At 42.6% G+C, this 13,471-nt stretch carries 11 protein-coding genes; 6 read left to right on the forward strand and 5 right to left on the reverse strand.

The window, feature by feature from the left end; all coding sequences use genetic code 11:
• The coding region (locus VGA95_06245; GenBank protein HEX9666146.1) for a universal stress protein at positions 1-726 on the forward strand (726 nt) is incomplete at its 5' end.
• A 101-nt stretch (positions 727-827) separates the two neighbouring features.
• On the opposite strand, the gene VGA95_06250 is transcribed toward VGA95_06245, so the two are convergent.
• Positions 828-1,856 carry a zinc-dependent alcohol dehydrogenase family protein gene (locus tag VGA95_06250; GenBank protein ID HEX9666147.1) on the reverse strand — a complete coding sequence of 343 codons (1,029 nt, stop codon included), beginning with the start codon at positions 1,854-1,856 and terminating at the stop codon, positions 828-830.
• Between the two features lie 170 nt (positions 1,857-2,026).
• On the opposite strand from VGA95_06250, the gene VGA95_06255 reads away from it, so the two are divergent.
• Positions 2,027-3,022, forward strand: coding sequence for a potassium channel protein (locus VGA95_06255; protein ID HEX9666148.1), 996 nt, complete (start codon positions 2,027-2,029; stop codon positions 3,020-3,022).
• A 211-nt stretch (positions 3,023-3,233) separates the two neighbouring features.
• Here the strand turns inward: VGA95_06255 and VGA95_06260 are convergent, their stop codons facing one another.
• A complete protein-coding gene (locus VGA95_06260; GenBank protein ID HEX9666149.1) occupies positions 3,234-3,572 on the reverse strand; it encodes an endonuclease domain-containing protein in 339 nt (112 codons plus the stop codon).
• A gap of 368 nt (positions 3,573-3,940) precedes the next feature.
• On the opposite strand from VGA95_06260, the gene VGA95_06265 reads away from it, so the two are divergent.
• From VGA95_06265 to VGA95_06275, 3 genes are all read left to right on the forward strand, one after another.
• Positions 3,941-5,536 carry an AAA family ATPase gene (locus tag VGA95_06265; protein ID HEX9666150.1) on the forward strand — a complete coding sequence of 532 codons (1,596 nt, stop codon included), beginning with the start codon at positions 3,941-3,943 and terminating at the stop codon, positions 5,534-5,536.
• Positions 5,537-6,064: 528 nt separating this feature from the next.
• Complete coding sequence (locus VGA95_06270) at positions 6,065-7,129, forward strand: cobalamin-independent methionine synthase II family protein (GenBank protein HEX9666151.1); 1,065 nt, start codon at positions 6,065-6,067, stop codon at positions 7,127-7,129.
• A 421-nt stretch (positions 7,130-7,550) separates the two neighbouring features.
• Positions 7,551-7,973, forward strand: coding sequence for a CBS domain-containing protein (locus VGA95_06275; protein HEX9666152.1), 423 nt, complete (start codon positions 7,551-7,553; stop codon positions 7,971-7,973).
• 67 nt (positions 7,974-8,040) lie between these two features.
• Here the strand turns inward: VGA95_06275 and VGA95_06280 are convergent, their stop codons facing one another.
• A complete protein-coding gene (locus VGA95_06280) occupies positions 8,041-8,454 on the reverse strand; it encodes a ZIP family metal transporter (GenBank protein HEX9666153.1) in 414 nt (137 codons plus the stop codon).
• On the opposite strand from VGA95_06280, the gene VGA95_06285 reads away from it, so the two are divergent.
• Positions 8,447-8,770: a hypothetical protein gene (locus VGA95_06285; GenBank protein HEX9666154.1), complete on the forward strand. Its 324-nt coding sequence runs from the start codon at positions 8,447-8,449 to the stop codon at positions 8,768-8,770. The genes VGA95_06280 and VGA95_06285 overlap by 8 nt on opposite strands.
• 9 nt (positions 8,771-8,779) lie before the next feature.
• On the opposite strand, the gene VGA95_06290 is transcribed toward VGA95_06285, so the two are convergent.
• Together VGA95_06290 and VGA95_06295 are read right to left on the reverse strand one after the other, a co-directional pair.
• Positions 8,780-12,001: an HAD-IC family P-type ATPase gene (locus VGA95_06290; protein ID HEX9666155.1), complete on the reverse strand. Its 3,222-nt coding sequence runs from the start codon at positions 11,999-12,001 to the stop codon at positions 8,780-8,782.
• Positions 12,002-12,215: 214 nt separating this feature from the next.
• On the reverse strand, positions 12,216-13,118 hold the full coding sequence (locus VGA95_06295) for a transporter (GenBank protein ID HEX9666156.1): 903 nt from the start codon (positions 13,116-13,118) through the stop codon (positions 12,216-12,218).
• Between the last annotated feature and the right edge of the window lie 353 nt (positions 13,119-13,471).

Genomic DNA, 13,471 nt, shown 5'->3' on the forward strand with positions numbered 1-13,471 from the left:
GTGAAGGTAGAGGAGAACCTAAAGTCAGAGCTTTCGTCTTTAGCTAAAACATTAGAGGCCAAGGGAATTGGCTTCGAGGGAATGGTTTCAAAAGGAATCCCCGGTGTCGAGATACTGGAATGCGCTCGAAGAGAGAATGCCAATCTCATTGTTTTGGGAAAGAGCGGGCTCGGTCTCCTAGATAGGTTACTAGTTGGAAGCACTACTCTCAGAGTATTAAGGGAGTCTGAAATACCTGTTCTAGCAGTTAAGAAGACGGAAGGAGAAGGTGATATTAAAATAGGCAAGATTCTTGTTCCGATGGAAATTTCGGATATGGTTAACTCGGCTCTAATCTTTGCAATAGAATTGGCAAGGAAAATCAAAGCAAAAATAACCGTGCTGTATGTGTTTAGGCTTGACGTTTATACCTATGAAGTACCAGCAAGTACATTAGTCCTTGACGATCTGATAAAATTTTCATCGGAAGAGCTTGCGAGAAGGGTTGAAGAAGTAACACAGATGCGAAGTGAGTCAAAAGGTGATACGGGGTTGGAGATTAATACAAGAGTCATTCAAGCAATTAATCCCGCAATAGCAATTTCAGATTATGCGAGTAGTAATGGAATAGACTTAATTGTCATTAACACACATGGAAGGAAGGGGATCAGAAGGTTAATCTTAGGTAGTGTAACAGAGAAGGTTATACAGGAATCTCCATGTGCTGTCCTGGCACTCAAGCCTTGAATAATACTAGTGGGTTAAATCCTTAGTTAAGAATTAATGAAAGAAGGCAGGGTATTACGGAATTTCGTTTTTTGATATCTAAATTTTCTAAAGAGAAAATATCAATTTATCTTAAGAACCTTTGCCCCCCTGATTTTGCCATCTTTTAATTCGGAAAGTGCATCGTTTGCTTCTTCTAAATTGAATTCCTGCACCTCAGGTATCAGAGGAATTTCCGCGGCCAATTCCAAGAATTCACTGACATCCCTTCGCGTAACGTTAGCGACACTCTTTATCTCCTTTTCATTCCAAAGGTGAACTGAGTAGTCTAATTTTAAAAGATAGTCTTTATCAACATCTTCTTTACGGATCGCATTGATTACCAATCTCCCTCCCTTTTCCAGGTTCTTTAGGGCTTCAACAATTGGTTTCCAAACGGGAGTGGTATCAATAATATAATCTAGTCTTTCGGGTGAATTCTCTTCAGTGTCACCGGCCCATACCGCGCCTAGTTCTTTGGCAAATTGCCTTTCTTTTTCATTTCTTGCAAATACAAAGACTTTAGTATTTGGATGCATGTGCCTTGCGACTTTAAGTACGATATGACCTGAAGCTCCAAAGCCTGTAAGTCCGAGGTTTTTTCCATCCTCTATACCGGTTAATCTGAGCGCTCTATACCCGACTGCACCTGCGCACAAAAGTGGAGCGGCTTGTATTTCTGAAAACACATCTGGGATTTTAACGGCGTAATCCTCTGAGACCGTCATATACTCTGCATAGCCACCATTTGCATCCCTGCCGGTTGCCTTAAATTTATCACAAAGGTTTTCGTTTCCCTGTAGGCAAAACTTGCATACTCCGCAAGCCCAGAATATCCATGCGATTCCAACCCTGTCTCCGGGTTTGAGCTTAGTTACATTGCTCCCGGTCTTTTCCACAGTTCCTACGACTTGGTGGCCGAGAACTATAGGAAGTTTGTGTGGAGGTGTCCTTCCCTCTATTTCATCTAATTCTGTATGACAGACCCCGCAGGCTAAGTTTCTAACCAGAATCTCCTTCTCACCAGGGGTAGGTTTGGGGAGATTTATCAGCTTGAGTGGTTTTTTATTATCCTCGAGTCTGTCTATCTTATTTAAAACCATTGCTTTCATCTTGTTAGGGCCAGCCTTTGTTTTTCAAAGTGTGATAATTGTTAATAATACAGGTTATCTATTTCTACCTTCATTAAATACTGAAGGGTTTTACTAGCCTATTCAAATTTTAATTCAAGATATATTCAGTAAAATCTTATTAATTTTGGATAAGTGGAGCTCAGTATCTTTTGAAGGGAATTAGAGGCAAACTGTTACTCTCTGCGATATTAATTATCCTGATCAATGCATTTGGCACCATCGGGTATATGGTCATGGAAGGATGGAATTTCCGAGATTCATTATTTATGACGGTAATAACACTTACCACTGTTGGGTATGCAGAAGTGCATGAACTCTCCCCTACTGGAGAATATTTCACAATTGTTCTCTTAATTGGCGGAGTTGGTATAATTCTTTATGTTCTTGCTACTGAGGCAAGAGTGATTTTTGAAGGGGAATTGCAAGATGTTTTTGGGAGGAGAAGGTTGGAAAAGAAGATTAAGGGATTAAAAGATCATTACATAATTTGTGGCTACGGAAGAATGGGTCGTATTGTCGCCAGAGAGTTAAAAGCGAAAGGAGTGGAAGCTGTTGTTATAGAAAAAGAACCTGTTTCACGAGTGGATAATGGGGACATTCTTTTATTTGAAGGGGATGCTACAAATGAAGAGGTTTTAAAAAATGTAGGAATAGATAAAGCGAAGGGATTGGTATCAGTACTTCCAACAGATGCAGAAAATCTTTATGTAGTGTTAAGTGGACGCGGGCTCAATCCGAAACTTTTTGTTCTGGCAAGAGCAAGTGATGAGGGGGCAGAGCAGAAGATGTTACGTGCAGGTGCTACAAGGGTGGTTTCACCCTATCTCACCGGCGGTCTAAAGATAGCCCATACTATATTGAAACCTGCAGTTATGGGCTTTATTGAATTTGCAACAAGGGCAGGGAATATTGAAATTCAGATGGAAGAGGTTCCTGTTCAAAACGATTCCAAATTAGTAGGTATCACACTGGACGAAAGTGGAATCGGAAGAGATTTAGGAGTAATAGTTGTTGCCATTAAAAACAAAGAGAGAGTTATGCAGTTTAATCCAACTTCAAAAACGATTATGCAAGAAGGTGACACTCTAACAGCCCTTGGAGAAGTGTCCAAATTGAGTGAACTGGAAGAGATGGCGGGGACATAATTGCTTGGACTAACATTTATTATCTTTACGTACGTAACAATGACTATATAATAGCTCCTTTCTACGATTAGAGTGGCATAAATCCTGGAAGATAACTGCAATTAAAGACGTCACTAAGAACGGTGGGAAGGAATTAATATCTTCCTCTATTTGTGGGGGAGAAAAATATTTCCCTTCCCCCTTTGAGGGGGAAGAATAAAGATGGGGGGTCTTACCTTTCCCCGCAGCCTAGTTCACTCTCGATTACTTCCTTCACAATATCAATATGCCTCAACACCTCATTATTCCAAAATCTTATTACCTTAAATCCTTTTTCTTCCAGCCACTTATCCCTTTTTGCATCATAAAACCTCTTTTCATCGTGCTGTCCTCCGTCCACTTCTACAATTAATTTCTTCTCTATACAAACAACATCAACAATGTAGGGCCCTAAGGGATGTTGCCTCCTAAATTTATATCCTCCGATCTGACGAAGACGGAGATGAGCCCACAATTTTCGTTCTGCTTCAGTAGGATTTTTTCTCAAGTCCCTCGCTCCATTAACAAGCATTTGTTAACCCCCATCCTCACCTTCCCCCTTTATGAATGTGAAAGGGGGAAGGGATAATTTTTAGATTTCCTGCACTTTTTAGGCGGATTAAGGTACTTATAATGAATTATACGACCACTCTTAGTCTCGCTGGTTGCCAAGGAGAATTATCAATCTTTTACTACAATTTAGGATTTGGGTCTGCACCTTCCACTCTTCTTCAAGCTTGTCCTGAGCAAAGCTAAGGGCTCAGAACGAAAGGTTTGATCTGTGGCGTATTAAAAATCTTTCAAATATATTTCTTCGCAACTCACAAAATCCTCCTTAGGTACTACGCCCAAGGCCTTGCAGTTATGATATATTAGAGGTAAAAGGAATTTTCTATCTATATGAAAAAACAAACTAGAATAGACCGAGCCAAGCTCATTCAATTTCTTTTGAATCCTCTCTCATATCCGCATAAAACAAGAAATGTGAAACACATCCAGACTCATATCTCAGATGTTTTTATAGCGCCACCATTCGTATATAAAGTAAAGAAGCCTGTAGATTTTGGGTTCTTGGATTTCACAAGCCTTAAAAAAAGGAAGTTATTCTGCCAAAAGGAGGTGGACCTAAATAGAAGGCTTTGCAATATATATATTGGAGTTGAAGAAATCTCGATGTCCGATGGAAATTACAAGTTTGGAAAGGGTGATAAGACAATAGAATATGCGGTAAAAATGAAGAGACTACCTGAGAAGTATTTTCTTAAGAATCTTATACATACAGGAAATGTGGGTCTGGACGATCTCAGAAGAATCATAGAAAAACTTGTTGAATTCTATGAATCTCAAAACCACGGAGTCGCTATCAATGATTTTGGAAGGCCTGTAAATATCAAGTCTTTTATATACGGGAATATTTCACTCGTAAAAAGTTTCATTGGAAATACCATTTCCTCTGCAACTCACGAAGCGATTAAATTCTATAATGATATGTTTTTTGAAAGGTATTCCTCGCTATTTCAGGAGCGAATTGAAAAGGGTTTCATTAAGGATTGTCATGGTGACCTCCACCTAAACAACATAAACATCACCCCGAAGTATGTCTGCATTCATGATTGTATTGAATTCAATGATAGATTCAGATTCATCGATATCGCTTCTGATATAGCTTTTTTAGCCATGGATTTGGACTTTAATGGTAGGAGGGACTTTGCGGATTTCGTTGTTTCGGAAATCTCAAAAAGAATGAGCGATGATACAATCTATGAGGTCATAGACTTTTATAAATGTTATAGGGCCTTTGTAAGGGGTAAGGTTGAGAGCTTGAAAAGTGAGGAAGCGAATGTTCCAAAAAGAGAAGCAACGTCATCACACAAAAGAGCTACAGATTATTTTGGACTTTCACTACAATATGCGCTTTTCGGTTCACGGCCGGCATTGATTGTTATTTTTGGAATGATAGGAACTGGGAAGAGCACGCTTGCGGAGCTAATTTCAAGAGAATTAAATTGCGATGTAATCTCATCTGATAGAGTTAGGAAGGAAATACTAGGGATTTCTCCTGCCGAGAGAAAGTACGAAGCTTTTGATAGAGGCATTTATTCAAGGGAAATTACAGATAGGGTTTATAAGGAGATTATTTCTAGAGCAAAACAATCGATTGAGAAAGGTAAGTCGGCCATTTTGGACGCAAGTTTTTCGAAAAGATTATACCGTCAATTAGTGATTAAGGCGGCTAAGTCTTTTGGGATTCCATTATTCTTTATTCAGACAAAGACCAGTGATAAAACTGTTAGGGAAAGGCTTCTCAAAAGAGAAAATATTGGAAAATCTATTTCCGATGCGCGTTTAGACATATTTGAAAATTTTAAACAGGGGTTTGAAAAGCCTGGTGAGCTTCCAAGAGACAGGCATTTAGTTGTAAGCGCTGACAAGACACCAGTTCTGGTGTTAAGTGAGACTTTAATGGGATTGATACGAAAGCGGCTAATTAAATAGTTCTCATGGGCGAAAAATTCCAATCTCGAATTGTTGCTTCCTCCCACAGTGCTGCCGCGGAAATGGGTGACCCCGATCCCATCTGTTTTGGATTCTCAGCAATCTAGTAGACTGTTTTTCTGATTTTATTTTTGATAGTGCTTAGAATTAAGATTTTTTCTATGACTGCATGCTAAAAAGGCAAGCACTTCTGTCCGAAGCTGAGTTTACAGAGTGGCGTTATTGAGTAGAAAATTTAATTTTCTTGCTTCTATTGAAAGAGGTCTTAATTCCTTGTTGTTAAGGACCAGTAGAGATAATTAAATGATTTATTACCCCACGATGTCTCTAGCGGAAAAACAAATATATTACTTATAAGACCTAAGCTCCTTAAGATCAATAAGTTCAAGGAGGCACCTTTTTCTTATTTCAAAAATTTAATTATAATAAATAGTAAAGTCGCGAAAGGAGTTTCACTATTTAATTTTCTGATAGAATACATATGAATAAAAGCTACCAGAGAGTTAAATAGTAAAGGAGGACATGACTATGCCGCTTCCAACTGAGCCAATCGGCAGCATACCAAGGGCGCAAGAGTTGTTGGGGGGATTAAAGGCATTCGAGGTAGGAAAGATTTCACGAAACGATTTAGACAAGCTCTATGACAAAGCTGTTCAGGACACGATTCGGCGTTTTGAAGAAACGGGATCTCCTATAATCACAGACGGTGAACAGACAAAACCTAGCTTTCTTACCTATCCAATTCAGGGAGCTACAAACCTGGCTGTGGATGGAGTCATCATTCCGTTTGCCGACGGACATACTAGACAATTGCCCCGGTTAACCTCCGGCCCCTTCAAATATAAAAGATACGCTGTCGAATATCTCGAGAACGCAAAAACATATGCGAATGTCCCGGTCAAACAAGCTGTCATCGCTGCATCGGCTTTGAGCCTCCTGTACCCACGGGAAGGAATTACGAATTACTCAAGAGAAGAATTTCTTGAGGATTTGGTAAATGAGACCGAATCCGACATACGCCGCTGCCTGGAAAAGGGGGCATATAACGTACAAATCGATTTTACAGAAGGCAGGCTATCCGTCAAGCTTGATCCGTCAAAAAGGCTTTTGAAGGAATTCATCAGCCTCAATAACCTCGTAATTGATCGCTTCACAGCAGAACAGAGAATTAAAATTGGAGTTCATACCTGTCCCGGTGGCGATCTAGATTCAACCCATAGCGCCGAAGTCGATTATGCAGAACTTTTGCCTAGCCTTTTTCAACTCAGTGCTGGAAACTTCTACATTCAATTGGCAAGCGAAAAAGATAGACGGAGGGTTCTGCGTATCATAAAGCAGCACTCGAAGACCAGTCAGAAGATTTTTGTTGGGGTTATAGATCCAATTAATCCTAAATTGGAAACACCGGAAGAAGTTAGAGACAGGGTGATAGAAGCGGCTGAATTCATTGAACCTGATCGGTTGGGAACTACCGACGACTGTGGTTTCTCCCCCTTCGGGGATGATACCTCTACAGCTAGGGAAACTGCATTCGAAAAAATAAGGGCCCGAGTTATTGGCACGAAGTTAGCCTCCAAAGAACTTGGATTATAGACCCTTACATACAGCATCATTGCCTGTTTAGGTCACGGTACTCTTCGACCTTTCGTCATTTATCTATGTATAGGTTAGGCTTTAGGTCCTCAGCTTATTTTTGAACACCCCATAGTACCGGTGTCGAGGTATACGTATGAATTAAATGATAGAAATATCGAAACAAAGGGATGGAAGTGCTTACAACACACAACAAAGACAGGGGGACATAGAAAATCCACGCAGAATATTTGTGGGAAGCATGTGTAGAAAGATACTTTACAAAAACTTGATATTTTAGTTGAGTAGGAAAGAGTGCTAATTTATTATCAAAGGGGTCAAATTTCAATAAGAGAAGCCTGACCCCGATTCTGATGTCAAAAATTGGCAAATAAATTGTGAGGATATTTAGATAGAACACTTAAACCAGGAGAAGAGATAGATGGTCGCAAAAGATATCATGAAAACGAATGTAGTTACGGTTCCACCCTCTACACTTGTAACAGAGGCAGCTACGATTATGAGGGAAGAGAACATAGGGTCTCTCGTTGTCGTTGGTGTTGATAAAAAACTACTTGGAATTATTACTGACAGGGATATCGTTGTGTCAGTGGTGGCTAATAGTGAAAGTCCACTTGAGGTTTTAGTTGGAGATGTTATGACCAGTGAATTGATTACTGTTCAGGAAAATGAGAGTATATTTGAGGTACTCAGGGTGCTTGGAAAGAATTCTATAAGGAGAGTCCCAGTCATGAGGGGAGGAAGGTTGGTTGGAATAGTTTCGGTAGATGATCTTATAGTTTTGGTAGTTACCGAGCTTTCAAATCTTGCCTCGGCTCTGAGTAGTACATCGAAAGTTCTTTAGAGAACGGTAGGGCACCGAAGTTAATTGAATTTCTAACATTCGATGTATTAAAGCAATTTTAGCCCGGTCACATCCCCAAGCCGGAAGTTATTAGCAGCATCAAGAGCAAGCCTATCATCACACCCCAGGCAGTCTCCTTCCTTGAGCACCCAGCAAGGCTGTCGGGTATCAGTTCCGATGCGACGAGGTAAATCATCGCACCACCTGCAAATCCCAATCCCGCGGGCAGCAACGGCGTGAAAACCGACACAAGCAGATAAGAGGGCACCGCGAGTAACGGCTGAGGCACGCTGGTCAAAATCGCATATCCGGCACAAGTCCAAAGCGATACACCCTTTGCACGCAGGGGGAGTGTAATAGCAATACCTTCAGGGATGTTATGGACAGCAATCGCTAATGCAAATAGGATTCCGAATCTTAAATCACCTGTGGCATAACCGACGCCTATCGCAACTCCTTCGGGGATGCTGTGAATGAACATTGTTGTAATGATCAGCACCCCTTGGCGTGAATCTGTTGCACTCAGGTTTCCAATTTGCCAGTTGTTATTCTCAAATCTCCTGGCGACCCATGTAAAGAATCCAGCGCCCAACAACATGCCGAATACGACATCCAACACGCTGCCACGAATTAACGCTTGGTCTGCAAGGGCGAACACAGAAGCCGAAATCATCATTCCTCCAGCGATTGCTGAAGAAATGCCTTGCCATCTAATTGTGATCTTGCGAACAAAGGCAAATGGTAATGCGCCTAGACCTGTTGCCAGATCGGTGAGCAGTGCAGCTAAGAAAACTTGAATGAGAGTGTTATTCCACATCGTTCTTCTTCTTTTTATATCTGATAAGATATTTTCTAAACTCCTCTGCAAAAAATATAATGGGTATAAAACAACAGAGAACAATCCAATCAACGAGTGACAACGAAAATGTATTAAATATTTTTTGCATTGGTTCAAAGTAGACTATCATCATGATCAGAAATATCTCCGTTAATATACCAAATAGTATCAATCTGTTTGTAGAAAAGCCAATCTTAAAAACTGACTCCCTTTCTGTTCGGCAAGCAAAGACATTTCCTATTTGTGTAGCCACTATTCCCGCGAGGCACATTGTAGTGGCCTTTAGATAAATTGGGCCAGACGAGGCAAGATCCATTCCGGGACGCCATCCCGAAGAGTAATAGACGAAGAAATAACCAGCCATACAAGCCATGGCTTCAATCATTCCCAGAAAGCCATAGGCGCGAAATAATAGGGGTATGTCTAAAAGTCGCTTCTTTAAAGACCTGGGGGGTTGACTCATCACACCGGGCTCAGATGTTTCGGCTCCCAGCCCTAATGCTGGAACCAGATCGGTGCCTAGATCGACCGCCAATATCTGCATTATTGTAAGGGGTAGCGGAATCTTAAAGAGGACAAAGAGAATAAAGGGAACTATCTCCGGAACGTTGGACGCAAAAATATAGGTAACAAATTTCTTTATGTTCGAATAAATTGCCCTTCCCTCCTCAATACCCGCCACTATACTCGCGAAGTTGTCATCGGTGATAATCATGGTAGCAGCCTCTCTTGCGACGTCCGTTCCTCGAAGGCCCATTGCGACTCCGACATCTGCTCTCTTAAGAGCAGGTGCATCGTTGACTCCATCCCCTGTAACCGCGACGACTTCTCCCATATTCTTGAGAGCATCCACGATCCTCATCTTGTGCTCCGGAGAGACCCTGGCAAATATAACCTCTCTTCCCTTTAAGAGTTCTGTAAGTTCGATATCAGTCATCTCGGAAATCTCGTAGCCGGTGATAACCCTCGCGTTATCATCCCTGGAAAGACCAATTCTTTTAGCGATTGAGAGGGCTGTGAGCCCGTAGTCGCCTGTTATCATAATGACTTTTATACCGGCACTATGGCAGAGGCTAACTGCCCCCTGTACCTCTGGGCGGGGCGGGTCCATCATCCCTACAAGTCCGAGAAAGGTAAGCTCTGTTTCAACCTCTTCCAAGGTGTAGGTTTCCTTTTTCTCTACTTGTTTATAAGCCAGTCCTAAAACCCTGAGCCCATCACCGGCAAAATGATCGAGATTTTTCATAATGCTGCTTTTTACTTCGTCCGTTAGTTCTTGCCTGCTGCCGTCTATAAAAACCGAGTCACACAGGGAAAGCACCTCTCGGGGCGCGCCCTTTACATTGGCAATTATTTTATTTTCATCATATTCATTAATCGTGGACATCCGCTTTCTTACCGAGTCAAAAGATAGTTGAAATATCCTAGGGTTCCTACTTTTGATTTCGCTGTAATCAAAGCCAGCCTTCTGAGCAAACGCAAGTAATGCGCCCTCGGTGGGATCTCCTGAAACATTCCAATAGGGCTTCTCAGGCGAGGGTGCCTTAAGATCTGCGTTGTTGCAGAGACTGCAGATTTTAAATATCAATTCAAATCCCGTTGAGTTCAGGTCTCCCTCGGAAAGCTGTGAAGTATTGTGGAGAATTTCGCCCCGTGGATCATATCCAGCTCCAGTGATCTCGAATACCTTGTTATCGAACCAGAGTCTGACTACACTCACCTGGTTTGTGGTAAGCGTTCCGGTCTTGTCAGTACATATCACCGTTGTGCAACCAAGGGTTTCTACGGAAGAGAGACGTTTTATCACTACATTACGCCTAGCCATTCTTTGAACGGCCATGGCGAGAGCCAAGCTTACGGTTGGTAGAAGGCCTTCGGGTACGTTTGCGACGATTATACCGATGGCAAAGATAAAACTCTGAATCGTCGTAAGGTTCGCGACATAATTTCCCAGTATGAAAAAAGCGATTCCCATACATACTGCTATAACGGTTATTACTTTGGTTACGTTTATCAATTCCTTTTGGAGTGGACTTAGCTCTTCTTTTATTACCTGGGTAAGCCTGGCGATTTTCCCAATTTCAGAATGCATCCCTGTAGCGATGACGATAGCCTCGCCGGATCCTGCCAGTACACTTGTCCCTCCGAAGACTAAATTTGGCAATTCACTCCAGATGAAATTCTTACCGTCCGCCAAAGGCTCAGAAATCTTATAAATCGGTCGAGATTCACCTGTTAATGCGGAGTTATCAACGCGCATGTCGAAGGTTTCAAAAAGCCTTCCATCCGCCGGTACTCTGTCTCCCTCCCCGAGGAGAATTACGTCCCCAGGAACTATCTCTGAGCTCAGTATTTTTTTTTCTTTACCATCTCTGAAAACTCGACTGTAGGAGGGTATAAGCTGTCTCAGGGCTTCAACTGCCTTTTCAGCTTTATACTCCTGCCAGAATGAGAAGATGGCATTGATAATGATTACAGCTATGATCGCAAACCCCAATTCTGGGATATTAGCAATAAACGCCAGTACACCGGCTACCCATAAAAGTACTGCAAAAAGGTTGGTGAGATTCCCCGAAAAGCGAAGGAGTAAGGGCTTACCGCGAATCTTTTCGAGTATATTCGGCCCGTACAAATCTAGTCTCCTGTTTGCCTCTTGTTCAGATAGTCCACCTTCGGTCGTTTCTAGTTCCACTAAAACCTCTTCTTCAGACAGATTGATGTACGTGTCCCATCCCATTCTCTCTGCGGTCAAGATTTCTGCGATTATCCCCTTCTTGGTATCGACACGGAGAAAAGCTTCACAGAGTTTTTGGTTTTGAAACAATCCCTCGGCTTTCGAGAGGATTTGAAGGTGGGTTTCACTTTCTCCAATGGGTGAGAGGAACAGAAAAACTATTTGGACAAGTCTCTGGTCTTCAGCTTCAAATTCGACTCCGGGCATGAATGTCGCGAAACAGGCGACCACTTCATCGATACCATCAATTAGTGCATGTGGGATTGCTACTCTATCGAGGTATGTATAATGGGTGTTATTCCCTTCATTTATGAGGGCGTCGAATAGTTGGTCGGGGTTTTTGATTTTTTTTGCCCTGTGAAGAATGCTTACCAATTCTTGGATTGCTTCTTCTCTTCTTTTAACCTTGAGATTGAGGCCGATCGAATTCTCATCTAATAGACTGGATATTTTCATCTGTTAATTCTTTTCCCGCATCCTTCTCTGAAGAAAAGAAAGGCTTTTGAGAATCGAAATGTGCCAGCAAAACTAACACGCAATGTATGATATTTTACTCTGCAATAGATGTGCCAGGGCCCTTAGACAAAAGTAAGTTTATATTCCTAAGTATGAAAAATTGCACCTCCGGGCGGTCATGGCCACGCTGCTTAGTGCCACTTCACAAAATCTGCTATAGACCCGCACCCCAGCGATATTGCCAGACAATTCCAACCGAGTCGAAGTCGCCACCGGTTCTTGTGGTTGCGCCGGTATTAGCATATACCTTAATCGAGTTATGTCGATTCACGGGTAGGGCAAGGGTGAGGCCAACGCGCGAGTTCTCCTGGAGATCATCTCCCTCGACCCCATCGATGGTAGTTTGCCCACCGCGGTAATAGGTGCTGTCTAGAGCGACCCAGACGCCGGATTTGAATCCATAAACGAGGTGTCCTTGCAGGCTATAGAGGGGCTCTTGCTTCTTTTCCTTGCCGCCCAAAAAGTTGTCGTTCTGGGTGTAGAATGTGACGCCGGCTGCCAGTTCCAAAATTAGTGGTCCCAGAGCCTTAGAGACGCCAGCCTCTGGTTTGATGAACCAGCGGTTCGTACCGATGTTCAGGAGTTTGTCGGCGTCGTATTGGCCGAGGGGCACACCCACCTGCATACTTGCTCCGATGATAATGTCCTGTTTGTAACTGGCGAACTCCTTTAAAGTGAGCGCCGGGGCGCCGTAGAGGTTGACCGAGAGCCGGAACCGCGGATCGATTAGCCCGCACACATTGCGCTCCATGAACTCCCCCGCAAACTCGGCGGAACCAGATGCACAGACATACGACAATAGAGCATCGATCTTACCGGACATGCCACCAAGATTTACCGACCTGGCGAAGCCGAGAACAGGACCATGGACCTTGACGGAGCCGTTTTCCAACGGCACCGAGGGGTCTGTAAGGACGGTGCCTTGCGCGTAGCCATAGCCCACCAGGATGAAATTCATCCCTACTGGTGTGTTTGTGTAGAGTCTAGGCTCGAGTTCCTGTGCTTGAATGCCCGTGGCTGAAAACACGGCCAAGACGAACACTGCACGGGTCCACATTAGACAATGTTCAGCCCGCCACGATAGTTCTGCAGGCGTCATTCTTAAAAGAGTAATGCATACGCCTACCAAGGACAGAGAAGTTTTTCCATTCGTTCCGGGCGAGAAGTGCCCATTCATAGTTGGTAGCTTCCCTCGAAGTGCCAATGAAATCGTTCAAACTGAATCAATGATCCGTTCTCATCAATTAAAAAAAGTCTACAATTTCAGATAAGTTAGAAAAGAAGGGCGGCAAACGGCCAAAACAAAGTCATGCGAAAAATATGCAGTAAGTTGCTTTTAATTCGGATTGTCAATTTTTGATAATTTGCTCTTTCTCAGTTTCTACATACCCTGGAGGATACTTAGCCCAT

It is taken from the genome of Thermodesulfobacteriota bacterium (assembly GCA_036397855.1).
Taxonomy (GTDB): domain Bacteria; phylum Desulfobacterota_D; class UBA1144; order Nemesobacterales; family CSP1-2; genus DASWID01.

Coding starts and splice junctions, on each gene's coding strand:
- VGA95_06265 (HEX9666150.1), top strand. CDS start 3,941: ATGAAAAAACAAACTAGAATAGACCGAGCCAAGCTCATTCAATTTCTT.
- VGA95_06290 (HEX9666155.1), bottom strand. CDS start 12,001: ATGAAAATATCCAGTCTATTAGATGAGAATTCGATCGGCCTCAATCTC.
- VGA95_06270 (HEX9666151.1), top strand. CDS start 6,065: ATGCCGCTTCCAACTGAGCCAATCGGCAGCATACCAAGGGCGCAAGAG.
- VGA95_06285 (HEX9666154.1), top strand. CDS start 8,447: ATGAACATTGTTGTAATGATCAGCACCCCTTGGCGTGAATCTGTTGCA.
- VGA95_06250 (HEX9666147.1), bottom strand. CDS start 1,856: ATGAAAGCAATGGTTTTAAATAAGATAGACAGACTCGAGGATAATAAA.
- VGA95_06295 (HEX9666156.1), bottom strand. CDS start 13,118: ATGTGGACCCGTGCAGTGTTCGTCTTGGCCGTGTTTTCAGCCACGGGC.
- VGA95_06275 (HEX9666152.1), top strand. CDS start 7,551: ATGGTCGCAAAAGATATCATGAAAACGAATGTAGTTACGGTTCCACCC.
- VGA95_06280 (HEX9666153.1), bottom strand. CDS start 8,454: ATGTTCATTCACAGCATCCCCGAAGGAGTTGCGATAGGCGTCGGTTAT.
- VGA95_06260 (HEX9666149.1), bottom strand. CDS start 3,572: ATGCTTGTTAATGGAGCGAGGGACTTGAGAAAAAATCCTACTGAAGCA.